Origin of the sequence: Acinetobacter sp. KS-LM10 (assembly GCF_036896575.1) — a bacterium.
Lineage (GTDB): Bacteria > Pseudomonadota > Gammaproteobacteria > Pseudomonadales > Moraxellaceae > Acinetobacter > Acinetobacter avistercoris.
The window spans coordinates 134,149-160,262 of the sequence record NZ_CP145906.1 but is presented as its reverse complement, the minus strand read 5'-3'; the positions used below and the strand labels follow the sequence as shown (position 1 = coordinate 160,262).

Sequence of the window (26,114 nt, the reverse complement as noted above, 5' to 3'; positions counted from 1 at the left end):
ACATACTAAGACCTAAACGTTAGATTTAGATTTGAGCGCATTAAATTGAACTTTGCTCAAATATAAACATCCATTCCCAATATTTATCTCATAAATTTCTTTCCATTTCCTTCACAATTATTGTTTAATTTAATTAATAAATTAAACAATTAAAATACTTATGATTGATGAAAAAGATATCGACCCTGTCATTATTGTTCAGGATTCAAATGAAGCAAAAAAATATGAAATGCTCAAAGAAAAATTAAGATACAAACAAGCACTTCGAGAAAATTCAAAGAAGATTAATCACAAACATGTTCGCTTGAATATTCAAGCAGATGCCTTACCCACTAAAACATTCTTTATCATGAATGCCTTAGCTGCAATCATTGCAGGCTGTGGTTTACTGGTCGATTCCTCAGCGGTGGTCATTGGTGCAATGCTGGTGGCAATGATGCTTGGACCGATTTCGGGTATAGCCCTATCTCTGATTGATAATCGATGGATTCTATTCAGAACAGCATTAACTACCCTTAGTCTTGGCGTAGCGATGATTTATGGCATTGGCGTGGTGATTGGTTTGATCAATATCAATATTCCCATCAGTGGTGAGATCCTTGCGCGGACACAACCCACCATCATGGATTTAATGATCGCACTTGCTGGCGGTGCCGCAGGAGCATTTGCCTCAATTTCACCGCGTCTGTCCGTTGCAGTCGTTGGTGTTGCGGTAGCGACAGCTTTAGTCCCCCCTCTTGTTGCTAGTGGCATACTCTTGGCACATCTGGAACTCAAAAATGCCGCAAATGCACTGATTCTGGCTTTTACCAATATTGTCGCAATTCAAATTAGCTCATCTTTAGTGTTATGGATTGCTGGTTTTAGACGCGGCTCTAATGTAGAGGTGAAGAGTAATATCCTTGAATTTATAAAAAGAAATTGGGTTGGTTTAATTTGCCTGATTGCTCTGAGTATTTACTTATCACTCAACTTTACCCAAATGGTTAAAAAACAAAGATATGAAAACAGAGTACATGCAGAGGTTAAGCAATTTTTTAATGTGAATAATAATATTGTCGATACGATTCAGTTTGATAAGCGTGATGATTTCACTTTAATACGTATTGTTATTCGAGGTGATACAACCCCTCAACCAATGGTAATTGCAGAACTCAACGACACCTTAGAAGAGGATGTAAATGGACGTCCTAGCGTTGCGCAAGTGCGATTTATTCCAGTACAGATTATTGAAGCACCAGATCACATGAATCTTAATCTAAAACAAAAAGAAGCCGTTCGATTGGTGAAAGGTCCTCAATAAATGTTTTAAATTGTAGATTTTTTCTCAATCTATTGGATCACAATGGAATTCGCTGTTACCCTCGTTCGAAATTCAACCTACAGAGCCGCGGTCATTCTATGACACTTACTCCACCATAATTTTATTTACATGCTTAATCTCGTAAATAATTCATCACTGTCTAGTGATGTGGTGTAGTTGCTCGTGTGTTGTATATCACATCACTAGCCTATCTAAAAAACTAAAAAAAATAGGCTTTTTCTATGTTATCCAAATTATCCAAAATACGAGAACAATGGTTCTCTAACCTGCGTGGAGATATTCTTGCGGGGCTGGTCGTTGGTCTTGCGCTCATTCCAGAAGCGATTGCTTTCTCTATTATTGCTGGTGTCGATCCAAAAGTTGGTCTGTACGCATCCTTTTGTATTGCAGTGGTCATTTCGTTTGTAGGTGGTCGACCTGCAATGATTTCCGCAGCGACAGGTGCAATGGCACTCCTCATGGTGACTCTCGTTAAAGAGCATGGCTTAGAATACTTGCTGGCTGCCACCATATTGACTGGTGTTATACAAATACTGGCTGGCTACTTAAAACTTGCCAAGTTAATGCGCTTTGTCTCTAAGTCGGTGGTGATTGGTTTCGTCAACGCATTAGCCATCTTAATTCTTTTGGCACAGTTACCTGAGTTAACCCATGTCACTTGGCATGTTTATGCTTTAGTTGCTTTGGGTCTCGCCATTATTTATCTCTTCCCATTACTTCCTCGAATTGGCAAGGTACTGCCTTCCCCTTTAGTGTGTATTGTGGTCATCACTCTGCTCGCAATGGGTCTAAACATTGACGTTCGAACCGTTGGCGATATGGGCTCATTACCCGATACCTTACCCATCTTTTTAATTCCTAATATTCCTCTCACTCTTGAAACACTGATCATCATCTTGCCTTATGCCATCGCATTGGCAGCAGTGGGTTTACTTGAGGCCATGATGACAGCGACGATTGTCGATGAAATGACAGATACTCCAAGCGATAAACATCAAGAATGTAAAGGGCAAGGCATCGCCAATATTGCATCAGGCTTTTTAGGGGGTATGGCTGGGTGCGCAATGATTGGTCAATCTATGATTAACGTGAAATCAGGGGGCCTCACACGACTTTCCAGTTTTGCCGCGGGTATTTTCCTACTGATATTGGTGGTATTTATCAGTGATTGGCTGAAAGTTATTCCCATGGCAGCGTTGGTTGCTGTAATGATTATGGTCTCAATCTCAACCTTCGAATGGAGCTCGCTCAAAAGCTTTAAGTCAAATCCAAAAAGCAGCAATATCGTAATGCTGGCAACCGTTGTCGTGGTTGTAACGACCCACAATTTGGCCTTGGGTGTTTTAGTTGGCGTTATGCTGTCAGCTCTTTTTCTTGCCAATAAATTAGAAAATGATATTCGTGTCAGCACGTCCTTCGATGGCACAACCCGCATATACGAATTAAAAGGTCAAATCTTCTTTAGTTCAGCAGATAAATTTTTGCAATCTTTCAATTTTAAAGAAGATGTTAACGACGTTATTCTCGATTTAACTCAAGCACATATTTGGGATGTCACATCTGTTGCAATGCTTGATTCTGTGATGCAAAAATTTCAAAAAAATGGCATTAAAGTAAGCGTACGAGGTTTAAATGAAGCCAGTTCGATTATGATTGATAAATATGGAACGCATGCGCAAGTCTAAGATCAAACGGCACTGCTTAAGCTTGATACGCTTTAATCATGAATTAACGCATTAAAATATTAGCGCTATAGATCCAATAAAAAAGGAAGCCAATGCTTCCTTTTTTAATCTTAGAATGAATTAGATCCCATACTTCACACGGTAATCTTCCATTTTCGCTAAGGCTTCTAAATCACCTTTGGCTTCCAAGAACGCCATTAAATCTTTCATGGTAATTAATGCATGCACAGGTATCTCAAGCTCTTTTTGAACTTCCTGAATCGCCGATAAGCTTCCCTGACCTTTTTCTTGACGGTCTAATGCCACCAATACGCCCGCAATTTGTGCACCCGCATTTTTAAGTACAGTAACCACTTCACGAATAGCGGTTCCTGCTGTGATCACATCATCAATAATCCAAACTTTTTTACCATGTACAGAGGCACCAACTAAAACACCACCTTCACCGTGATCTTTAGCTTCTTTACGATTAAAGCCCCAAGGCATACTCACGTTATGATTTTGCGATAAAGCAACAGCAGTCGCCGCCACAAATGGAATACCTTTGTATGCAGGACCAAAAATCACTTCAACATCGTTACATTGAATTAGTTTATCGGCATAGCCTGAAGCCAATAGTGTCAATGCTTCACCGTCATTGAGCAGTCCTGCATTGAAAAAATAAGGACTCACACGACCTGATTTTAAAGTAAACTCACCAAATTTAAGCACACCACGTGATAATGCTAATTCGATAAATGCTTGAGGCTGAAAAGACACAGGCGTTGTCATGAGGTGCTCCGAAATTCATAAAGAGAGGTTATGACTGCGCATGATACCAAAGAGTGACTATCCTAGTGATCAAAAAATTCTAAGAGTCGTTTCAATTAACGTGAACGGCTTACGTTCATCTGTGACCAAGGGCCTCTTGGAATGGATGGAACAATCTGAAGCAGATGTGATTTGCATGCAAGAAAGCCGGATTACACATGCGCAGTGGACCGATAAATTCAAACCTGAAGGTTGGTATACCCATCTATTCCCAGCGGAGCGTCCTGGCTATGCAGGTACCGCCATTTATAGTCGACTGCCTTTTGTCTCTGTGACAGATGGTTTAGGTTTTGAATTAGCAGATTCTCAAGGTCGTTTTATTTCAGCTGAGTTTGATGTCGGTTTAGCTAAAACAGTACATATTTGCTCTCTCTATCTACCATCAGGCTCTTCAGGCGATGAAGCTCAAGTACGCAAAGACCATTTTCTTGAACAATATGCTCACATTCTTAAACAGTGGCGTGAGCAAGATAAGTCTGTGATTGTCTGTGGCGATTACAATATCGTACACAAACGTATTGATATTAAAAACTGGTCAGGCAATCAAAAAGCCTCAGGCTGTTTACCTCATGAACGTGCATGGCTCGATCATATTTATGATGAACTGGGCTATGTCGACACTTTCCGTGAAGTTCGTAAAGAGGCGGAAGTTTATTCATGGTGGTCAAACCGCGGGCAAGCTCGTGCAAAGAATGTAGGCTGGCGTATTGATTATCACGCATGCTCACCTGACTGGAAAAATCGTACAGTCAATGCTTGGGTATATAAAGAAAATTGGTATAGCGATCATGCCCCTGTGATCATTGATTACAGAGTTGCTTAATGATCAGTGTTATTTAAATGACAGAATTAACGCATTGAATTAACCACTGAGTGAACGATCGTTCACTCAGTGTAGGTAAATAACTCACAGCACTTGACGTGTTATCTTATTTTTATTCAATGCGCATCGGTCCATTATTGTGGCACGGCACAGGGACATGTCAGGATGACAATAAGGATTGGACGCCGTAGGATGAAAAGGAAATAAATTTATTTATTTCTCAAGGATGAAGACATTGGACGTTGAATTGAGACCCGCATAATCAGGATGATTTGATGCGGGTTTTCTCTTTTTAATCATCTGTATATTTTTTAGAACTCTATATATCAGATTCCGAATCACGATATAAAATCAAATCCCAGCTACTTCGTAGCGCTATATCTATTTATTTCTCAAAATTTAGATTTTTATTTATTCTTTGCCGTTGATGATAAATATTAGACTTCTTTCAAAAGTCATTATTCATACAATACTCTCATCATGAGTATCCCCTCATCCTAACCTTCTCCCAAAGGGAGAAGGGATTTTTACGTATAAATTTATGGCCACTCAATGATCATTTTTCGACTTATGAAAGAGATCTATTGTTTATGACAAATTTATGACGCTGTGATTTTTTTAATACGACAAATTTTTCTATATGACAATTTTTCAATCATTCAACTATTTCAAATACTCGGCTTTCAAACACCACTAGAGCTTCGATATTTTTTCCGCTAATCTAAGTTTAAATTATCATGTCTGTATAAGGTTATTCATGCTTAAAGTTTATGGTATTAAAAATTGCAGTTCGATGAAAAAAGCATTTGATCTGCTCACAGAACTGGGGATCGCATATGAGTTTCATGATTATAAAAAACAAGGTATTGATGCCGATACCTTAAAAATTTGGTTAGATAAAATAGGCGCAGATTTAGTCTTGAATAAAAAAGGCACCACTTGGCGTAAGCTCACAGAATCAGAACAACAGGCGGCATTGGCCAGTGAGACAGGTTTGATTGAAGCTCTAATGTCTCATCATAGTTTGATCAAACGTCCTGTTATTGCTACAGAATCAACCTTCATCGTCGGTTATAAAGAAGATGAGATACGAGCGCTAAACGCATAAAAGAAATTAAAATCTTAGAATAAAAAAGCCGAACCAACGTTCGGCTTTTGATTAAAATTTGCTTAGTCAGCACGAACCCAAGTTTGGTTGCGTCCTAATGCAGCTACACCAATAAATCCGCGTAACTCAAGCTTTTTACCAGATTCCGTTAGACTGCCCTTAAGCTTATAAGTCTTCCCAGTTTTAGGATCTAAAATTGAACCGCCGTCATAACTTGTACCTCCAGCATTTTTGAGGTTACGCACAATGGTTACACCTTTAAGTGATTTATTTTTGTATGTACCTTCGCATTTAGTACATGCATTTTCTTCACCCGGCGTTAATATATTTTGAATACTTGCAGACAAAGTGCCGTTTGATTGTTCTGTGAATTTCACAAGAGCTTTCGGTTGTTTGGTTTTATCATCAATAGTTTTCCATACTGTTCCATTCAATGGATCTGCAGCATTTGCAAAAACAGCAGTGGTAAGCAATCCTAATGCTAGCGCAATTTTTTTCATTTTTTTCATTTCCCTTTGTCTTGGTTGACTTAATGATTATTAAAAATTCATAACAATTAAGCAATTTTTGAATGTGACTATTTAGTGTAGCCTTGTTAATTTACACACTTATAACAAGCAATAGTTCATTAATATGGAAATAAGATGAAGATAAATCCATTTCTGAAACAATACATTACAGAATCTTTTCTTAAGACAAGTCTTCGTTATCCAAGTCGACTAAATCTCCCACCCTCTGTATTACGTGTTGCTTTAGAGCAATTAACTAAAATTTTTCCTCAACCGAAGAACGTTGAGTTTAAATCTTTACGTATTGCAGGTATTCGTGCTGAAGAAATCAAGCCACAACCCGAAACCACACAGCTGATCTTTCATATTCATGGGGGGGCATTTTTTCTCGGTTCTCTCAAAACACATCGTGCTTTTTTGAGTGAAATTGCACTGCGTACTCAAATGCAAGTTCTACATATTGAATACCCACTCGCACCTGAACATAAATTTCCAGATGTGGGTGAAGCTATTTATGATATTTATCAAATGTTGCTCGACCAAGGGACACAACCTAAGGATATTATTCTTTCGGGCGACTCATGTGGCGCAAATTTAGCTCTGGCTTTGGCCCTTCGTTTAAAAGAAGAAAATCCTAAATTACTACCAAGCGGATTAATTCTGCTGTCCCCACTTTTAGACCTGACATTAACCAGCGAATCACTGCGTTATAATAAAAAACATGATGCTTTGTTATCGATTGAAGCACTCGAAGCGGGTATTCAATATTATGTTCCTAAAGGTATTGATCAATCTCAACCTGCACTTTCGCCTATTTTTGGTGATTTGAAAGGATTACCACCAACATTGGTTCAAGTTGGCTCTAAAGAAATTTTGATGGATGATGCAATTCGATTTGAACAGAAAGCAAAACAAGCAGGTGTAGATGTTCATTTCAAACTTTACACAGGCATGTGGCATAACTTTCAAATGTTTAGCCCTTGGTTTGAAGAAGCTGAGCAAGCTTTAACAGATTTAACAGCCTTTGCTCAACAATTAGATCAAGATTAAATCTTCATCTTAGAGTTCATCACTCTCATCATCAACGTCCTATTTTATCCATATTTTTAGATATCGCATTTCAAACGATAATCTAAGAAATAAAAAAGAGTAGCCTATAGCTACTCTTTTTTGCGATCTAATAGCGTTTAGAATAAATAGGAAATACCTAAACCTGCATTATAACTGCGGTCACGTCCATCCAAATCTACACCAACACTTGCATCAAATTGTGCACGATCATTCAACGCGTAGATTAGACCTGTACCCAAAGCATATTGGTTATGCAGACTTTCTTTTTTCTGATAAACCAATTCCGAGAATCCGCTTAATTTTCCTGCGATTTCATAGCTAATGGTTGGTACTGCTGTAACAGACCATTCACCATCTTGAACTTCATAGAACATACTAATACTTGTATTCACCAATTCGTTATATTGGTACTCAAGTGATGAACCTAATATATAAGAATCTTCGTCTTGGCTAAAGCCGCTATTACCTGTCGCAATAATCGCTTGCGCTAAAACTGCCAAAGATAATTTATCATCTTCTAAATCAATACGATGCTTCACACCAATACTGACATCTCCAAGGCCATCATCCTCAACAGATTGACCTTGCGATTTAACTTTGGTCCAGATCGGGCCTGCCCAACCTAATTGCAATTCAGTATTTTTTCCTAAACCAGTACGTAACAACGTATCTGCATTCAAGCTTAAACCTTTAGTGACCACACCATTCGTGTCACGAGACTCAATATAGTTTGCACTCGGTAAACCTTGCTCCCATGCCAATTTCCCTACAGGGGTAATACCTGTACCAAAACCAGTTCCTGGGCGGTCAAATGAAAAATCTGATGCTACGGCACTCATACTGAGCGTTGCGGCAGAGAGGATTAAACTCAGTTGTTGAAATTTGGTCATGGAAGCACTCAATTAAGCTAATTCTTTGGTTGTTTTTGCGCCATTACTACGCAGCAATTCTAAAGTTTCTTTTTCTTCAGGTAATGCTTGTGACCAGTCAATGTTATCAAAGTCACAGTCAAAAAATAAGTCACTAATAGATGAGAGAATCGTATTGCCTTCTTCATCTTTAGTATTTGGATCAACTTTATGTTCAAGCAAGCGTTTAACTGCAGGTACGCACGCAGCACTCGCAGCATCCCACAACGGACCATAACACTCTTCAGCATCCCATAAATGAAAATTTGCTTTTGCTTGAATTAAAGCGTCTAAAATATCTAAATGTACTTGAAGGCTTTGTTGCTTTTGTTCAGTGCTGATCGGCTGTCCTGCTTCATGTGCCTCACAAATCTGTTCCCACCATTGAAAAAGAGTATCTGACCAGATTGAAACGGCTGGACCTTTATCGTCGACAATAAAATTTGGATCAAGACCGTCTGCCAACAGGCGCTGAACCTGTGCAAGGTCTAGTTCTTCTAAGGCCTGTACAAACACTTGTTGTTGCGCATTTAGCATGACTTTCTCTCTTATCAATTTGAAATAATATTATGCCCAATAATGCCAAGTCTTGTACCAATTAAATGACAATCGGAGAATTTAAATATTAATGAAGTATTTATTTCACTCTAAGACCGAGATACAAGCAAAAAAAAAGCCCCGTAGGGCTCTTTTTATCTATTAGGTTTCATCCAGTTCGAAACCAATATCTTCTTTGTCATCATCTTTTAACTGAATAGGTGCACCACGAGGATTCTCTTTTTTCTCAAATACATGCTCGAGACTGCGTTTAAGTCGGTCAATCGCACCATGTATTGCAGTATCTATATTATGACCTTTGTGATTCACGACCACTGGCTTCAAGCCTGCAGGTCTCGCTTCAATCATACATTGAATGTCATCTGCACCACCTTTATGTGCATTTGCATCACTTAAGTGCACTGAAAAGTGCGTGATTTTCTCTGTATGGCGTTGAAACTCTGTAGTGAGCTCTTCACGTACATAACCAATTAAACGTTCACTGTTTTGAATATTTTTATCTGTACGGATTTCAATGTTCATAAATATCATCCTCACTTTTTTCGAATCATTTTGTACAACAAGATTTTAACTTGGCACGTTTGTCGCTTGTAATTAAGTCATTCAAAGTATTTTAAATTTTCGTGTGGAATAAGACCTCCATCATCAAAATGAAACACTTGAAAAAGGTCTGCAGAACCGTCTTCTTATACTTCGAATATCGTTTGTATCTGAAAATTATGCAAGTGCTATTTTAAAAAACTATCAAAAGGATAACTGATTGTGACAAGTAATTACTTGCGCGGGCAACAACTCATAGATGCCATTCAAAAAGAACCTTATTCTAGAGATTTAATTGGCTACCAGCGTCATCCCCCGCATCCTCAATGGCCGAATCAAGCCCGTATCGCGGTGCAATTTGTTTTGAATTATGAAGAAGGTGGTGAAAATCACATAGAACACGGTGATGCTGGATCTGAACAATTTTTATCCGAGCTTATAGGCGTTCAAAGTTTTGACACAAAGCATATGTCTATGGATTCCATGTATGAGTATGGATCCCGTGCAGGTTTTTGGCGCATTCATAATGAGTTTAAACGGCGCAATTTGCCCATGACCATTTTTGGTGTCGGTATGGCTTTGGTGCGAAATCCCTATATTGTCCAAGCCATTCAAGAATCTAACTACGATGTCGTCTCGCATGGTCAACGCTGGTTGCATTATCAACACATGGATATTGCTACTGAACGCCAACATATGGATCAGGCAATCAGTGTTTTAACGGCCTTGTTTGATCAAGCGCCGATCGGATGGTACACAGGGCGAGATAGTCCCAATACACGTCAACTTTTGGCTGAATTTCCGCAAATCCAATATGACTGCGATTACTACGGCGATGACTTACCATTTTGGACTCAATTGACGAATCCTGAAGGGATTTCACGTCCGCATCTCATTATTCCGTATACCTTAGACACCAATGATATGAAATTCAGTGCGCCCAATGGTTTTAATCATGCTGAACAGTTTTTTCAATATTTAAAAGATGCTTTCGATGTGCTTTATGCCGAAGGTGATACTGCACCTAAAATGTTATCGATTGGTATGCATTGTCGCCTTTTAGGTCGCCCTGCGCGCTTTAAGGCATTACAAAAATTCTTAGATTACATACAGTCGCATGAAAAAGTCTGGATATGTCGTCGCGGAGATATTGCTGCACACTGGCAAACACATTTCGCACCATAAAATCACATTGAGCAAAAAGTTCATTTTAAAATGAGCTTTTTGCTGTTATTTATGCGCTTTTTCACGCGACTTATACTCTTTTTTACATCATTATTTTTTGGCATCGATATTGCAAATTAAGTCCTATGTTCATTTTTTAAATTAGGCTTTTATTGTGTTTCTTTCAGAATTTAATCAAGCCGACCCAAAACAAATTCAAGCGCTATTACAACATTGCGTTCATATAAGGCGCTGGGCTGACAACATCATCAAAAATCGCCCTTTTAACACCGTAGATCACTTACTTAAATTCGCCAAAGATCAAGCCAACTCATGGTCTTGGGATGAGATTGATTCAGCTTTAAACACCCATCCTCGTATTGGTGAAAAACAAGCAAAAGCGGTGTTAAGTGCTCAAGAGAATATATTTTCAAATCGTGAACAAGCAGCGCTTTCTCCTACGGAAGCGACATTAGATGCGCTATATGAAGGCAATCTTGCTTATGAAAAAAAATTTGGTTTTATCTTTTTAATCAAAGCAACTGGATTAAATAGTGAGCAAATTTTAACAGCCCTCAATACTCGCCTCCTCAATGATATCGAATTAGAAAAAAAGGGCGTTCATCAACATCTTTTAGACATTGCATTATTAAGATTGGCACAGGAGATTCAAGCATGATCAGCACCCATATTTTAGATACTCATCTCGGCCAACCTGCTGTCAATGTTGAAATCAAATTATTGACCGAAAGTGGTGAATTACTTGCTACTGCATTCACCAATACGGATGGTCGAGTACTTGCCCAAGATTTTGGTTTAGAGAAAATTAAAGCTGGAAATTATGCGCTCGAATTTATGACTCAGCCTTATTTTGCAGCGAAACAATTAGCGACTTTTTTTCCTAAAGTCGTCATTCACTTCTCTATTACGCAGGCTCAACAGCACTACCATATTCCTCTATTAATCAGCCCTTTTGCATATTCAACCTACCGTGGTAGCTAATAAAAAAACATGCGTTAAATAGAAAACTGAGGGAATAATTATGCCAAACAATAAAGAGAACCTTTCACCTGAACATGAATACTTAGGATTCAATAAAAGTATCGCCTACGGCTTACAACATGTCTTAACGATGTATGGCGGCATTATTGCTCCTCCATTAATTGTGGGTGCTGCCGCAGGGCTTTCGGGTATGGAAATTGGACTGCTGATTACCGCCGCTTTATTTGTCGGTGGTCTCGCAACAATATTACAAACTATTGGTGTGAAATATATTGGCGCTCAACTCCCACTCGTACAAGGTGTCTCCTTTGCAGGAGTAGCAACCATGATTGCGATCGTTACGACTGGAGGCGGATTACAAGCAGTCTATGGGGCAGTCATTGTCGCCTCACTTATTGGTTTCTTTTTAGCGCCTTATTTTTCAAAAATTATTCGTTTTTTTCCGCCTATAGTCACAGGCTGCGTTATTACGATTATTGGCTTATCACTACTTCCCGTTGCCGTTCGTTGGATGATGGGCGGCAATAAGAATGCATCCGACTGGGGAAGCATAGAAAATATTAGTTTGGCGCTCATCACGCTTGCTGTTGTTATTCTTTTAAACTTATCGCGTCATGCTGTTATTCGTCGACTATCGATTTTACTCGCGATTGTTTTTGGCACTATTTTAGCCTTCACATTTGGCTTTGGTGATTTAAGTCTCGTAGGTCAAGGTGCGTTGATACAGTTCCCAGGTTTTTTTGCATTTGGTATGCCGACTTTCGAATTTACGGCCATTTTATCGATGTTAATTGTGACCTTAGTTATCATGACTGAAACCACAGCAGATATTTTAGCAGTCAGTGAAATTATTGGAACTGACGTCGATGCTAAACGGATCTCGAATGGTTTGCGTGCAGATATGCTTTCAAGTGCAGTTGCGCCTATTTTTGGTTCATTCATGCAAAGTGCTTTTGCACAAAATGTAGGACTGGTCGCTATCACTGGCGTGAAAAGCCGTTATGTCGTTGCAGCAGGTGGGATGATTTTAGTCTTACTTGGTCTACTGCCAGTCATGGGTTATTTTATCGCTGCGATCCCTGTGCCCGTCTTAGGCGGTGCGGGTTTGGTTCTGTTTGGTACAGTCTCTGCAAGTGGAATTCGAACACTGGCAAAAATTGATTATAACGAACAAAAAAACCTCATCATTGTCGCGACGTCTATCGCTGCAGGCATGATTCCAATCATAGATGCCTCTTTTTATGCACACTTTCCTCAATGGGTCCAAACCCTCTTTCACTCTGGCATTAGTTCAACATGTTTAATGGCAATTATGCTGAACATCTTGTTCAATCATGTGCGCTTTTTTGAAAAAAAAACGAACATAAAAACGAATCAAACAATTGATCTACATCATTAATATTAAAAAATAAGTCTATTTTTACGGGCTTATTTTATCCACATATCAATTTTGGCTTTATTTTTGCTAAAGAATAGGTATTCTGTTAGCGCTTTCTCTGGGGTTAAAAATATGAAGTTTTCAAAAATCGTTGCATCATGTGCACTTGTTTCGGCTGCTACATTCTCTCAAGCAGCACCAATTTGGCAAGATTTCAGCATCACTGGTTTATATGGTGAGAATTATGCTTTTCCATTCGCAGGTGACAAGAATGACCAAAGTACAATTACCTTCGAATATACAGCAAAACTCAAGTATGGTGATTTCTTCGCCTTTGCTGACCGTACACATAATGATAGTGGCAATGCAACGTATTTCGAAGCTTCACCACGTTTAAGTTTAGGTGCGGTTTCAGGTAAAAAACTTGAGCTAGGGCCAATTAAAGATGTATTGATTGCAACGACTTGGGAAGCGAACTCAAGTGAAGGAAGTAATACCAATAACTACTTATATGGTATTGGTTTTGATCTTGCGATTCCTAAGTTTCAATATGCACAAATCAACTTTTATAAAGCTGCAAATGATGCAACGGTTGATGATTATCAGTTGACCTTTGCATACGGTATTCCATTCAAACTTGGTGCTGAAGATTTTCTTGTTGATGGATTCCTAGATTGGTCTACTGCAGAAAAAGATCATGCCAGTGAACTGAACTGGACGACTCAATACAAATGGAATGCAGGCAAGCATATTTCTCCAGAGACCAAACTGTATTTAGGTATTGAACACTCAATCTGGAATAACAAATATGGATTTAAAGATACTGATGAAAACAACGTGAGTGCGCTTGTGAAATATCATTTCTAATAATTCATAAAAAAGCTTCTTAAAAAAGCTTATTTTAAGCAAGACTTCGGTCTTGCTTTTTTATGCTCTGAGGCTCAACATTTGCGCCATATAACCAAAACGATTCACAACAATGAGCTTCTCAATTCGTCCTGCAATAAGCGATGATTTATTACGTATTCAAACTATCTATAATGCAGAGATTCTCAATGGCTTAGCCACATGGAACAATGAACCCTATGATTTAAACCATTATCAGAACTGGTTTAAGCAATTACAGAGCGAGGGCTTCCCACTTTTTGTCATAGAAGATCTTGATTCAAAAATCATTGCTGGTTTTGCTGAGTACAGTACATTCCGCAATATTTCTGGATTTCGGCAAACCGTTGAACATTCGATTTACATTTCACCAGAGTTCAGCCAAAAAGGCCTCGGAAAGCGCTTATTGCAACACCTTATTGAACATGCACAATCGCATCAAATCAAAGTCATGGTTGCTGCAATAGATCAGGAAAATGCTGCATCTATCCATCTCCATCAAAAGCTAGGATTTATACACACTGGTTTGATGCCGCAAGTAGGTCAAAAGTTTGGAAAATGGCGTGATTTGGTGTTCATGCAACTCAACTTTGAGTCGTCTCAAATACAATAGAACTCAAAAAAGGGCTTTGGCCTAGTCAGCCCTGTGTAGCCCATATATGAATAGAAATGAATGCAATTGTATGAATAAAAGACTCGAAAAATCATCCAAATATCGTTTTAATCCAGTGGATTTCCCACAATATTGCTCATAATCCCCTTCATAATATGAGGTCCTTGTTCGTGGCGTAGATCTTCATACCAAGCTTGTGTCACCAACTCATCTTTCATATGGGTGATATCGCAACGTTTCCGCGCTCGTAACACCATTTCCCCTGAACGTTCATTACGTTTATTTTGATAACGTTTTAATGCATCTTGTAAACCCAATGTATTGATTTGCAAGGCACGAGCCAAATAAATCGCATCTTCCATGGCTTGGCATCCCCCCTGACCAATATCAGGCGTAGTGCTATGCGCAGCATCGCCGACTATCACCACTCGACCCTTATAAAATTGTGCAAAAGGTTCAATATCATGAATTTCAACACGATTGGTTTTTTGTTCATCAATCGCATCAATCAGATGCTGCACCTGAGGACACCATCCTTCAAAATACGTCTTAAGTAAGCGCTGGTACTGGCTTCGATCATTTTCAAGTCCCACAGGCAACGGCACGTCAAAAAAGAAATAGAATCGATGATCGGATACAGGCATGAGCGAAGCACGTTTACCCTCTCCAACAAACGTGGTCCACTGATCTGCTGGTGCTAAATCTTCTGAAATTTCGACCAATCCATTCCAGTTCACATAACCAGCATAACGACGCTCTACCTGCTCATCTAATACATAGGCACGGGTCATTGAGTGTGTTCCATCGGCACCAACCAATAAGTCTGTATATACCTCTGAACCATCTGCAAATGTGATTTTCACTTGGTCCGTTTGATCTTCCAACGCAATCATTCTTTTACCCAATTGAATATCTTCACGTCCAAACTCATCCATTAGCATATTTTGTAATTCAGCACGTGATACAGGATAGGGACGCTGTCCAACTTCTTCGATCAATGGATAGAGGCTAAATTGAGTCATCACCTCACCTGACAAACCATCCACATAAGCAAGATGATCCATTTGACCACCAAGCTTTGCCACTTGTTCGGTCAACCCTAAATAATTCAGACATTTCACCCCATTTGACCACAATGAAATAGCAGCACCGACCGGTAAAATGTGTTGCGTTTGTTCATAGATGGTGACTTGATGTCCAAACTTTTTCAGTGCAATTCCCGTCGTTAAACCGCCCATGCCTGCACCAATAATTGCAATCTCCATCTATTTTCTCCTCATACTGAATGTCTTTAGAGGGTTAAATTGCGAAAAACGTGCCATGTCCAGAAAATAGAAAAAGAAAAGAATGAATAAAATTGGCACACGCTGTGCATTTTAATGTGAGGTCATGACCTTTTTGGGGCGTGGAATTCTGATGAAATATGTTGATTATGAACACAATTCATCAGCTATCGAACATATTGTATGGAAGATTATAATGGCAACTTTATTTGCACCAATTTTTGAAATACCCGCACCAATACAGCAACTTACTAACCTATCAGATCTTAGAATTGGTGCAGAAATTATTGAATGTTCAGATGAGTTTTTTGCAGAAGCAAAACGAATGTTGCAATTTGAGCCACCCATTTTTATAGAAGACAAATTTGATGACCATGGCAAATGGATGGATGGTTGGGAAACACGCCGTAAACGCCATGCAGGCTATGATTGGTCAATCATTAAATTGGGTGTTGCAGGTCAAATCAAAGCTTTAGATATTGATACGACTTTTTTTTCAGGGAACTATCCAGCCTCAGCATCAGTTGAAGGGTGTTATGCACCAAAGGGTGACTTAAGCACTGTTGAGTGGCACTCTATTTTACCAAACAGTATATTAAGTCCGAATCAGCATCATCTTTTTGATATTCAAAATGATCAAACTTTTAGTCATATTCGTCTGAATATTTTCCCAGATGGCGGCATTGCGCGTTTCCGTGTCTATGGTGATGTTAGACCTCAACGTCAAAATAATACAGATCGTTTAGATCTCATTGCACTTGAAAATGGTGGTCGTGTCATCGCTTATAGTGATGCTCATTTTGGTCATCCACGTCATTTGATTAACCCAGGCCGCGGTCTAAATATGGGAGATGGTTGGGAAACCAAGCGTCGTCGGGCACCTGGTTTCGATTGGTGTATTTTGGCACTTGGCGAAGCAGGTTCAATTGAAAGAATCGATATTGATACCGCACATTTCAAAGGAAACTACCCTGCTGAGGTGTCTATACAAGCTATTTATATTGAAGATGCAACAGATCCTCAATTGATTCCTCAAAGCATGTTTTGGCCCTTTTTACTCAAGGCTCAGCCGATGCAAATGGATCAAATTCATAGCTTTATGAATGAAATTTTAATGCATGAAAAAATCTCACATATTCGCGTCAATATGATTCCAGATGGTGGCATTAGTCGGATTCGTCTGTGGAATAAAAAATAAATTAGATTTATCAACTTTTGAAAATCACCATAAATACTTAATCGTTACGTTATGGTGATTATTCTTTATTCACTCTGTAAATTTTGATCAATTCAATTGAGCATTTACTTATGACGTCTCGTATCCGTATTCAGCCTTTGACTGCTGAAAATTTTGCCCCATTTGGTGAAGTAATTGGCTGTACAGGAAATGATTTTTTCCATATCAATGACGCCCACACCGAACGTTATCATGACTTGGTTCAAACTGAAATTATTGGGGAAGCACGCACAGGCATTAGTATTTTTAGAAATATTAAACACACCACCTCTCCTTTTGAAATTTCAATGCTTGAGCGACACCCCCTCGGTTCACAAACTTTTATTCCGATGCAAGGTCAAAAATTTTTGGTCATCGTTGCACCGAGTTTAAATGTACATGAACCCGATTTAACTCAACTTTGCGCATTTATGACAGATGGTTCTCAAGGGGTTAACTACCGTGCGGGCACATGGCATCACCCACTTTTGACTTTAGAAAGTCCAAGTGATTTTGCCGTCATTGATCGAATAGGTAACGGATCTAATTGTGATGTTTACAGCTTGGAAAGCCCCATTGTTGTGGAGTTTTGAATGGACTCAACATTCTTTAAAGATTTGAAGATTTGAAGATTTGAAGATTTGAAGATTTGAAGATTTGAAGATTTGAAGATTTGAAGATTTGAAGATTTGAAGATTTGAAGATTTGAAGTCAGTGATTTTATTTGTTATGAATAAAACAACAGCGAACGAGTTTAAAGCATGAATAAAAAATGGGTACTCCTCTGCTTGATTTGCAGCATTCAAAACATCAGCCATGCAGATCTGACCTTTGCGCAAGAACTCAAACAGTCTTGTGGAAAAATAAAAAACGATGCCGAACTCGGCAAAAAATACTACGACCAGAAAAAATATAAACAGGCTTTAGCAAAGTTTAAGCAACAAGCTGCTTGGACTGCTTTTTGTTTTGCAAATGCCGATGAAAGCGGTATAAAACTTAAGCAACGTGATATTGAACTTTCCTATAATAATGTGGGCTTAAGTTATGCAAAATTAAATCAACCTCAATGGGCGCGGGCGTGGTTTCTTGCTTATCCAGATTCGAGTTTGAGCCAGTTTAATTTGAAGCACTTTACAACGCCTCAGCCGAATCAAAGTATAAGTGGGCTTTATGTCCAGCATGCAGGTTTTGGTCAGTGGAATAGTATTCGTGTTAAGCAACAGAAGAAGCATTATTCCGTTGAGTTTGACGGTTTATATATGGGCATTCGCAGTCTCATTTATGGACCAAATATGGGCTCGTTTGAAACGACAATGCCCTTAAATAAATCAAATCCGCATTATCAATATGAAGACTGCAAAATAAGTCTAAACTTTGATTTTAATTCACAGCTCGGAAGACGTGCCGTCATTCAACAAGATGCAGGAACATCAGGGTGTGGCTTTGGCCATAATGTTTCAGCCAATGGTGTATTTATAAAGGTTGAGTGATCTTTATTAAAAAATCTATTTATAAGTAAAATGAGATTAATAGACTTCTTTCAAAAGTCATTATTCATCCAATACACTCATTATAAGCATTCCCTCATCCTAACCTTCTCCCAAAGGGAGAAGGGATTTTTACCTATCAATTTATGGCTACTCAATGATCATTTTTCGACTTATGAAAGAGATCTAATAAATTGAAAATAGAATTTTTAAATTATGCTGATCTTGTAGTTAGTATATTGACACTTTGTATTGCATTTTTTGCACTACACTCTTGGAAGAAGCAATTTAATAAAAGTCTACAACGTGACTTTGTATTGACTGCTTTAGATGCAATTCATGATATTTCTCAATTAAATTTTAAAATCGTAAAAAAATTTAATGATGAAACTGAAAAAAATAATTTCTCTTTGCTCCAATCTAAATATTATTTAAATCCGATTTATGCTAATTACCCACAATTAATTGATCAATTTAGTGAACTTATATCTAAACTTGATAAAGCTTTAAATCGAATGAATAAATTACTAAATGATCCTAATTTTGAGAAAGTTTCAGAGCAATACCAAGAATCTTTAAATGAACTCGGAATATTCTTTCAGTCTGAGGAGCTCATTGGAAATAATCATCCTGAAATATCTAAAATGAATCAAAAAGGGTGGACAACGTCTTGGTTAGATAAAGCATGTGATCAAGAAATGCTTTTAGAGTATCAAATTGAAGATTACTTACTTAAATTATTGAAGATGTAATATTTAAGTACTTAATTTTTTACAGAACAAGATTTAAAAATAACAACATAACAAAACCCACGCTAATTCTGACAAGCCGATGTTACATGTAACACCGCTGCGGTTCGCGTCTCTACAAATAACTTTTCAAATACATGCTCCAAATGTTTATTTACGGTACGAGGACTTAATAGCAAAATTTCTGCAATATCACGGTTGGTTTTGCCCATTGTCACCCAATGCATAACTTCCGCTTCGCGTGGCGTTAAATTCGGACAAGCCAGTGCAATGTCTTCCGCACTTGGCATCTGACTTTGCTCTTTAAGTTGTACCAAAACATGCTTAAAAACTCGATTATGGTCTATTTTAGTTAATAAATTGAGTTGTAACTGATGATGTTGATGCCCGTATTGACCATGCATTAACTGGGCTTGATCAGGCTGTTTGAGTAAATCTTGCAGCCAATCATGCAAACTTTTTTGAAAATGCGCTAAATCAATATCATGATTTTTGAGTAATTCACTGACTATCGGGGTTTGCCAAATAATTTCGCCATTTAAATTTAATGATAAAATTGCACTCCCTGTCGCATCAAGCATTTGTTTTTGTTGATGCATTAACCGCGCTTGTAAAAGATGGGTTTTAACCCGAGCTTGAACTTCATCAATATTCAAAGGTTTGGTCACATAATCCACACCACCGACCTGAAATCCTTTCAAAATATATTCTGTTTCTGTTAGACCTGTCATAAAGATCACAGGAATATGTGCAGTTACCGGGCTCGCTTTTAACTGTAGACATGTCTCGAATCCATCCATTTCAGGCATGCTACCATCCAAAAGAATCATCTCGGGTTGTGAACGGTGTGCAATTTCAATGGCCGAAAAACCATTGGTTGCAACGAACACCTGATAGCCGGCCTGATCTAAGCTTTCGTAAAGCAAACTCAAATTTTCAGGAACATCATCCACGATTAATATACTTTCTAACATGCGTCATCCCCTGCGCCATGCTGTTTCAACGAGTCGACCAGTTCAGATAACCTTTGAATTGATCTGTTCAAATCAAATTGCTTTAAATCCTGTTCGATATTTTTCCACACGTCCTGATGCACTTTGAAGTTTTGCATGCAGCTTTCAAGTTGCTGCTTAGCACCACGTACATACCCAATTCTTAAATGTTGTTCTAACTGTGCAATCGAATGATCAAGATCAAGTTCGCTTTGTTCTATTGGTGGTTCATTTTTTGGTTTATTTTTTGGTTCATTTCGTAATTCATTTTGCAGCTCATTCTGACCAGCCATTTCTACATCGATATGATTTATTTTAGGTGCAGATTCAGCTTCTTGTCGACCTATAGACTGATGTTTATGTATCCAATTTAAGGCAAGCTTGTCACCAATCTTATTGAGAAGTAAATTCAAATCAACGGGCTTAACCAAGAAATCTTCGTTTAAAACATCTGTCTCAGGGTTTTGCATACGCTCATTTACATCGGCTGAAATAATAATGATCGGAACATTGGTTATTTTATTTTTACGCAATAATTTTGCCGTTTCCCAGCCACCCAACATGGGCATACTTAAATCCATAAGAATTAAATCTGGATGAAATACAGGCACTTTTCTCAAACATTCCAGACCAGATTCAGCCTCCTCAAGTAGAAAACCCAACGGCTGTAAGAAGTTCAGGACTAAGCCACGATCTGTCAACTCATTATCCACCACCAAGATTTTACGTGGTTGTCCGCTATAACCAATCACGGTATTTGAAGCGACATCTGCAATCGGATGTATTAAAGATTTCGAAGGTAAATAAAGTTTCACTTTAAATGTTGAGCCCTGATGCAATTCACTCTTGAGCGTCAGTTCACCACCCAATATATTGGTCAGTATTTTAACGATGGGGAGTCCTAAACCTGTGCCTGCAAAACTGCCTTGACCGACATTCCTCCCCCGCTCAAATGGCTGAAAAATTCGTTCTAAATCTGCTTCAGCAATACCACAACCTGTGTCACGAATTTCAAAATAAGCCGTTTGAAAACGATAATCCACTTTGAATTGAACTTCACCTGATACCGTAAATTTCAAAGCATTACCTAAAAGATTAATCAATACTTGCTCTAAACGCTTTTTATCAATGCGAACGTATTGGGGAAGCTTTGTACTCAGTTCAACTTTGAATATCAGCTGACGCTGTGTAAATTGTGGTTCGAACATGTGTACGATTTGATTCAGAAATTTTGGAAAATCAATATTCGACATTTCTAAACTTATTTTACCTGTTTCGATGCGGGCTAGATCGAGTAAACCATCTATTAATGAGGTCAGATGTTGGCCACTTCGACTAATCACACCAAGCGCAGCCTGCCCTTTTTCAGAAAGCTGTTCTTGTTTTTGTAAGAGTTGGCTATATCCCAAAATACTATTCAACGGCGTTCGTAGCTCATGACTGATCCCAATCACGTAACGACTTTTAGCTTCATTGGCTTTTTCCGCCTGTTCCGTCGCATCTTGTAACTGTCGATCAGTCACTTTATGCGCTTCGATCTCATCCATTAACAATTGCGTTTGAATATTGCTTTCAAACTGTGCCTGACGACGACTTTCATCATTCAGTACCAACCACCACGCTGCGACACAGAGAAGTAAAAAAAGTACGGCATAAATTTTGATGAATAACATTAGCAATGCATCTTGTTGCTGAAATAATGCGCTTAAATTGGATAACTCTTGCAGATAGACCAAACTCAAGCTAACCGCCAATACAATACCCAAAACCAAGATTAATAAAATATATAAGCTCAAACGAGTATTGATATATTTCACCCAATACTTGGGTAAAAACCATGTCGCAAAGGTTCGAAGCTGGGCTGACCATCGTGCATGAGGCTTACACAGGTCATGACAACGTGCTTCTAATGTGCAGCATAATGAGCAGATGTGACTGTTATAGGCTGGGCAACTCGCCATATCCGCCAGTTCATAGTCATGTTCGCAGACCACGCAATTTTGCGTTTCAACACAACTTATGACAGCTTGATCCTGACGAGCAAGGTAATATTTTCCTCGCGTTAAATAGGCAATAATAGGCACTGACACGACTGATGTACCCAGCGCAACGAAACCAGCTAAAGATTTGGCAATATCACCAAAAACGCCCCAATAACACAACAGTGAAAAACAAGATGCAATCACTAAACTCCCAACTCCTACGGGATTAATGTCATATAAATAAGCACGTCTAAACTCAATTCCTTTTGGACTCAAGCCCAAAGGTTTACAAATAATCAGATCTGCGACAATCGCACCGATCCAAGCTAAGGCAACATTGCTATATAAACCTAATACACGTTCAACTGCATGGATTACGCCGAGTTCCATTAATAACACTGCAATAAAAATATTGAAGACCAACCAGACAACCCGACCAGGATGGCTATGTGTTAAACGTGCAAAGAAGTTTGACCATGCCAATGAGCCTGCATAAGCATTGGTGACATTGATTTTAATTTGTGCGACGCAAACAAAAAGTACCGTTAGGAATAACGCAAGGCCCGGATGGGAAACAACTTGTTGAAAAGCAATCCAATACAAATAATTTGGGTCGGTAATTTCACTACTCGGAACAAGATATTTTAAGGCCAGCACCATGAGCATCATGCCCATAAATATTTTGAAGAAACCGACCAAAATCCAAGCGGGTCCACCTAAGAAAACCGCCCAATTCCATTGGGTTTTAATATTCTTTTTATCTGGTAAAAAACGTAAATAATCGGCTTGCTCGCCAATTTGAGTAATCAAAGCAAAAAGAACGGTACAAGATGCACCAAAAAAAGCCAGATTAAACGATGCACTCCCACTTTTCGCGCCCTCAATAAGTGCGAGATCTTGAGCAAGTGTGGGATGCTTTACCAAAACAAAGCACCAAGGCAATAAAAGCAAGAACAACCAAAGCGGTTGCGTGATTGCTTGCACCTTATTAATGAAGCCAATCCCTTTAACAACCAAAGGCAAGATCACCAGTGAAGAAATGAGATAACCGATACTCAGAGGAATATTTAAGCCCAACTCCAGGGCCATCGCCATGATCGCAGCTTCAAAGGCAAAGAAAATAAAAGTAAAGCTGGCATAAATAACTGAAGTAATGGAAGAGCCGATATATCCAAAGCCTGCACCACGCGTCAATAAATCAATATCAACGTTATAGCGTGCCGCGTAATAACCAATCGGCCAGCTGGTCAAAAAAATGATGATTGTAACGACCACCAATGCCCAAAATGCATTACTAAAGCCATATTGCCAGAGCATGGTCGCGCCCAATGCCTCCATCGCTAAAAAGCTTACTGCAGCGATCGCGGTATTTGTCACTGTCCATAGCGACCATTTACGTACCGATTGAGGGGCATACCTTAGCGCGTAGTCCTCGATGCTTTCATCTACCACCCAAGTATTGTACTTGCGACGCGTATGAATCACACGTTGTGGCGCTTGGCTCGGATTGGCAGATGGGTCCATATCAGTCAAACAATGATAAATATTCTGGTTTTAAGCAAAAACTATGCCCAGCATATCCACATTTAAAAACACCCTGCCCAAAAGACATATACGCAAAGTGACGTATATGTTCGTTTTTCAACTCCCCTTAGTCTTAGTTCATAGCAAACGTTCATATCAAGCATTCATACCAAGCGTTCATCTTCAGCGCAACGCTATTCAAAAGCGCGTGAAGAACTAAAACAATTTCAATAAGGGGAACATCAATGACCTTGAAAGCGAAAATAAAGACATCTGCATTCTTTGCAGGCCTACTCGCAGTGCCATTCTTAGTTACACCGCTGATGACGAATGCAAGCGTACCTGCAACTGCGAAGGTGAACACAACAAAACTCAAAGTAGATGATAAATTTGTTTATGTGGGGCAATTGCATTCTGCAACAGGTACGATGGCCATCTCTGAAACAGGATCAATTCAGGCAGAAAGACTTGCGATTGAACAGATTAATAAACAAGGCGGAGTCTTGGGACGCCAGATTAAAATCATTCAGGAAGATGGTGCTTCTGACTGGCCGACATTCGCTGAGAAAGCACGTAAATTAACTGAAAAAGATAAAGTTGCCGCTATATTTGGCTGTTGGACTTCTGCATCACGTAAAGCAGTACTGCCGATCATTGAACGCAATAATTCATTACTTTATTACCCAACCTTTTATGAAGGTTTAGAACAATCAAAAAATGTCATTTATACGGGGCAAGAAGCAACCCAACAAGTTATTGAGGCATTGAACTGGTTAGCCAAGGAAAAGAAAGCGAAAACTTTCTATTTAATTGGTTCTGACTACATTTGGCCACGTACCACAATGAAAATTGCACGTACACATATCGAGAAAAACTTGAAAGGTAAAGTGGTCGGTGAGGAATACTATCCTCTAGGTCATACTCAGTTCGGCTCATTAATCAATAAAACTAAATTAAAAAAACCTGATGCCATCTTTGCCGCAGTCGTAGGTGGTTCAAACGTTTCCTTCTACAAACAAATGAAAGCCGCAGGTGTAACCAGTGAAAAACAAACGCTCTTAACCCTTTCTGTGACTGAAGATGAGTTATTGGGTATCGGTGGAGAAAACATGAAGGGCTTCTACTCTTCTATGAAGTACTTCCAAAGCCTCAACAATCCAAATAACGTCGCTTTTGTCAAAGCGTTCAAAGCCAAATATGGTCCTAAAGCCGTCGTTGGTGACGTAACGCAAGCGGCTTATCTCGGTCCTTGGTTATGGAAAGCAGCCGTTGAAAAAGCCGGCAGCTTCGATGTGGTCAAAGTTGCCAAAGCGTCACCAGGTATCGAGCTTAAAACAGCACCCGAAGGCTATGTGAAAATTGATACTAACCATCACTTATGGAGTAAATCACGTATCGGTCAAGTTCAAAGTAATGGTCAATTCAAAGTGGTCTACGAATCGAAAGGTCTGATTAAACCCAATCCTTTCCCTAAAGGTTACTAACTTAACCCCCACTCGGTCAGGAGATTCCTTCTCCTGATCTTTTGATTTCACACTTTATTTTGAAGCTTGGAGGAGGATGCAATGGACTTTTCATTCGCGGAATTCGGTGCAATTTTTGCCATGCAAGGCTTTAATGGTCTATCAGTGTTCTGTGTGCTGTTACTCATGGCACTGGGCCTAGCCATTATCTTTGGGCAAATGGGCGTAATCAATATGGCACATGGTGAGTTTTTAACCATCGGTGCATATACCACTTTTTTAATATCAACGTTGACTGAAAGCTACTTTCCTCAACTCCTCCCTTACTATTTTTTTATTGCGATTATCGCGGCATTTTTAACAGCGGGTCTGATGGGATATATGGTCGAGCGGTTGATGATCAGTCGACTTTATCAGCGGCCTCTGGATACGTTGTTGGCAACATGGGGCTTAAGTCTCATCATGCAACAACTGTTCCGTTCAATCTTTGGTCCCAAAGAAGTGAGCCCTACACTGCCCGAATGGTTGATGGGATCTTACCAACCCACCGAAACTATTGATATTCCCTTAAATGGTTTATTTCTTGTAGGCATTACCTTAACGGTAACTGCTTTTGTTTATTTCCTTATTTATCGTTCACGTTGGGGGTTACAACTTCGTGCCACCAACCAAAACCGATTCATGAGTGGTGCAGTCGGTATCAATACCAAACGCGTAGACAGTTTAACTTTTGCTTTAGGTTGTGGCTTGGCGGGTATCGCAGGTGCTGCATTTACAACCATCGGTTCTACTGGTCCAACTGCAGGTTCGCTCTACATCGTCGATACTTTCTTAGTCGTGGTTTTTGGTGGGGCAGCAAGTTTACTCGGTACCATCGCATCCGCGTTCAGTATTGCTCAAGCACAATCTATTTTGGAGTTCTTCCTGTCTGGATCTGTAGCGAAAGTGATTACTTTGGCGACTGTTATTATCATCTTGATGCTGCGTCCTCAAGGTTTATTCTCCATCAAAGTTCGCAAATAGGTATTCAGGAGAGATGA

Annotated in this window: 25 protein-coding genes; 17 read left to right on the top strand and 8 right to left on the bottom strand. The window is 39.1% G+C overall.

The features are described 5' to 3' along the window. Window positions 1-160: 160 nt before the first annotated feature. Complete coding sequence (locus V5M36_RS00750; RefSeq protein WP_338561006.1) at window positions 161-1,303, top strand: DUF389 domain-containing protein; 1,143 nt, start codon at window positions 161-163, stop codon at window positions 1,301-1,303. Between the two features lie 242 nt (window positions 1,304-1,545). After that, on the top strand, window positions 1,546-3,009 hold the full coding sequence (locus tag V5M36_RS00745) for a SulP family inorganic anion transporter (RefSeq protein WP_338561004.1): 1,464 nt from the start codon (window positions 1,546-1,548) through the stop codon (window positions 3,007-3,009). A 120-nt stretch (window positions 3,010-3,129) separates the two neighbouring features. Here the strand turns inward: V5M36_RS00745 and pyrE are convergent, their stop codons facing one another. Beyond that, a complete protein-coding gene (gene pyrE / locus V5M36_RS00740) occupies window positions 3,130-3,780 on the bottom strand; it encodes an orotate phosphoribosyltransferase (protein ID WP_338561002.1) in 651 nt (216 codons plus the stop codon). 40 nt (window positions 3,781-3,820) lie between these two features. On the opposite strand from pyrE, the gene V5M36_RS00735 reads away from it, so the two are divergent. Together V5M36_RS00735 and V5M36_RS00730 are read left to right on the top strand one after the other, a co-directional pair. Then, window positions 3,821-4,642, top strand: a complete 822-nt coding sequence (locus tag V5M36_RS00735) for an exodeoxyribonuclease III (protein ID WP_338561000.1) — start codon at window positions 3,821-3,823, stop codon at window positions 4,640-4,642. Window positions 4,643-5,399: 757 nt separating this feature from the next. Next, entirely contained in the window at window positions 5,400-5,750 is a 351-nt protein-coding gene (locus V5M36_RS00730; RefSeq protein ID WP_338560998.1) for a Spx/MgsR family RNA polymerase-binding regulatory protein, read from the top strand. A 62-nt stretch (window positions 5,751-5,812) separates the two neighbouring features. Here V5M36_RS00730 and V5M36_RS00725 read toward each other — a convergent pair whose 3' ends face one another. After that, complete coding sequence (locus V5M36_RS00725) at window positions 5,813-6,250, bottom strand: DUF2147 domain-containing protein (RefSeq protein WP_338560996.1); 438 nt, start codon at window positions 6,248-6,250, stop codon at window positions 5,813-5,815. A gap of 144 nt (window positions 6,251-6,394) precedes the next feature. Here V5M36_RS00725 and V5M36_RS00720 point away from each other — a divergent pair, with 144 nt between their 5' ends. After that, a complete protein-coding gene (locus tag V5M36_RS00720; RefSeq protein WP_338560994.1) occupies window positions 6,395-7,309 on the top strand; it encodes an alpha/beta hydrolase in 915 nt (304 codons plus the stop codon). Between the two features lie 137 nt (window positions 7,310-7,446). Here V5M36_RS00720 and V5M36_RS00715 read toward each other — a convergent pair whose 3' ends face one another. The 3 genes from V5M36_RS00715 to V5M36_RS00705 form a co-directional block, all read right to left on the bottom strand. Next, a complete protein-coding gene (locus V5M36_RS00715) occupies window positions 7,447-8,220 on the bottom strand; it encodes a transporter (protein WP_338560992.1) in 774 nt (257 codons plus the stop codon). 12 nt (window positions 8,221-8,232) lie between these two features. Further along, window positions 8,233-8,775 (bottom strand): ankyrin repeat domain-containing protein, encoded by a 543-nt coding sequence (locus tag V5M36_RS00710; RefSeq protein ID WP_338560991.1) that lies wholly within the window; start codon window positions 8,773-8,775, stop codon window positions 8,233-8,235. A gap of 162 nt (window positions 8,776-8,937) precedes the next feature. Next, window positions 8,938-9,318 (bottom strand): HPF/RaiA family ribosome-associated protein, encoded by a 381-nt coding sequence (locus tag V5M36_RS00705; RefSeq protein WP_338560989.1) that lies wholly within the window; start codon window positions 9,316-9,318, stop codon window positions 8,938-8,940. Between the two features lie 240 nt (window positions 9,319-9,558). Between V5M36_RS00705 and puuE the strand changes: the two genes are divergently transcribed. The 6 genes from puuE (at window position 9,559) to V5M36_RS00675 (ending at window position 14,378) form a co-directional block, all read left to right on the top strand. Further along, window positions 9,559-10,521, top strand: coding sequence for an allantoinase PuuE (gene puuE, locus V5M36_RS00700; protein ID WP_338560987.1), 963 nt, complete (start codon window positions 9,559-9,561; stop codon window positions 10,519-10,521). 154 nt (window positions 10,522-10,675) lie between these two features. After that, window positions 10,676-11,179 carry a 2-oxo-4-hydroxy-4-carboxy-5-ureidoimidazoline decarboxylase gene (gene uraD, locus V5M36_RS00695; RefSeq protein ID WP_338560984.1) on the top strand — a complete coding sequence of 168 codons (504 nt, stop codon included), beginning with the start codon at window positions 10,676-10,678 and terminating at the stop codon, window positions 11,177-11,179. Continuing rightward, window positions 11,176-11,502 (top strand): hydroxyisourate hydrolase, encoded by a 327-nt coding sequence (gene uraH / locus V5M36_RS00690; RefSeq protein WP_338560982.1) that lies wholly within the window; start codon window positions 11,176-11,178, stop codon window positions 11,500-11,502. Before uraD ends, uraH begins: the two co-directional genes overlap by 4 nt. Window positions 11,503-11,542: 40 nt before the next feature. Next, window positions 11,543-12,901, top strand: a complete 1,359-nt coding sequence (locus V5M36_RS00685) for a nucleobase:cation symporter-2 family protein (RefSeq protein WP_338560980.1) — start codon at window positions 11,543-11,545, stop codon at window positions 12,899-12,901. Between the two features lie 111 nt (window positions 12,902-13,012). Then, window positions 13,013-13,747 carry an outer membrane protein OmpK gene (locus V5M36_RS00680; RefSeq protein WP_338560979.1) on the top strand — a complete coding sequence of 245 codons (735 nt, stop codon included), beginning with the start codon at window positions 13,013-13,015 and terminating at the stop codon, window positions 13,745-13,747. 112 nt (window positions 13,748-13,859) lie between these two features. Beyond that, the gene (locus V5M36_RS00675) at window positions 13,860-14,378 is read left to right on the top strand and encodes a GNAT family N-acetyltransferase (RefSeq protein WP_338560977.1); all 519 of its coding nucleotides are present in this window, start codon (window positions 13,860-13,862) and stop codon (window positions 14,376-14,378) included. Between the two features lie 107 nt (window positions 14,379-14,485). Here the strand turns inward: V5M36_RS00675 and hpxO are convergent, their stop codons facing one another. Further along, window positions 14,486-15,643 (bottom strand): FAD-dependent urate hydroxylase HpxO, encoded by a 1,158-nt coding sequence (gene hpxO, locus V5M36_RS00670; protein ID WP_338560975.1) that lies wholly within the window; start codon window positions 15,641-15,643, stop codon window positions 14,486-14,488. Window positions 15,644-15,857: 214 nt separating this feature from the next. Between hpxO and alc the strand changes: the two genes are divergently transcribed. The 4 genes from alc to V5M36_RS00650 all read left to right on the top strand — a co-directional run bounded on the left by alc (window position 15,858) and on the right by V5M36_RS00650 (window position 19,116). Further along, a complete protein-coding gene (alc, locus tag V5M36_RS00665; protein WP_338560973.1) occupies window positions 15,858-16,859 on the top strand; it encodes an allantoicase in 1,002 nt (333 codons plus the stop codon). 110 nt (window positions 16,860-16,969) lie between these two features. After that, entirely contained in the window at window positions 16,970-17,470 is a 501-nt protein-coding gene (locus tag V5M36_RS00660) for an ureidoglycolate lyase (protein ID WP_338560970.1), read from the top strand. A gap of 168 nt (window positions 17,471-17,638) precedes the next feature. Beyond that, complete coding sequence (locus V5M36_RS00655; RefSeq protein WP_338560968.1) at window positions 17,639-18,367, top strand: hypothetical protein; 729 nt, start codon at window positions 17,639-17,641, stop codon at window positions 18,365-18,367. A gap of 191 nt (window positions 18,368-18,558) precedes the next feature. Continuing rightward, a complete protein-coding gene (locus tag V5M36_RS00650; protein ID WP_338560966.1) occupies window positions 18,559-19,116 on the top strand; it encodes a hypothetical protein in 558 nt (185 codons plus the stop codon). Window positions 19,117-19,178: 62 nt separating this feature from the next. On the opposite strand, the gene V5M36_RS00645 is transcribed toward V5M36_RS00650, so the two are convergent. After that, on the bottom strand, window positions 19,179-20,087 hold the full coding sequence (locus V5M36_RS00645; protein WP_338560965.1) for a response regulator transcription factor: 909 nt from the start codon (window positions 20,085-20,087) through the stop codon (window positions 19,179-19,181). Continuing rightward, window positions 20,081-23,611, bottom strand: a complete 3,531-nt coding sequence (locus V5M36_RS00640; RefSeq protein WP_338560963.1) for a hybrid sensor histidine kinase/response regulator — start codon at window positions 23,609-23,611, stop codon at window positions 20,081-20,083. The genes V5M36_RS00645 and V5M36_RS00640 overlap by 7 nt, the downstream gene beginning before the upstream one ends. Window positions 23,612-23,856: 245 nt before the next feature. Here V5M36_RS00640 and urtA point away from each other — a divergent pair, with 245 nt between their 5' ends. After that, entirely contained in the window at window positions 23,857-25,095 is a 1,239-nt protein-coding gene (urtA, locus tag V5M36_RS00635; RefSeq protein WP_338560960.1) for an urea ABC transporter substrate-binding protein, read from the top strand. A gap of 81 nt (window positions 25,096-25,176) precedes the next feature. Next, the gene (gene urtB, locus V5M36_RS00630; RefSeq protein ID WP_338560958.1) at window positions 25,177-26,097 is read left to right on the top strand and encodes an urea ABC transporter permease subunit UrtB; all 921 of its coding nucleotides are present in this window, start codon (window positions 25,177-25,179) and stop codon (window positions 26,095-26,097) included. The last annotated feature ends 17 nt before the right edge of the window (window positions 26,098-26,114 follow it).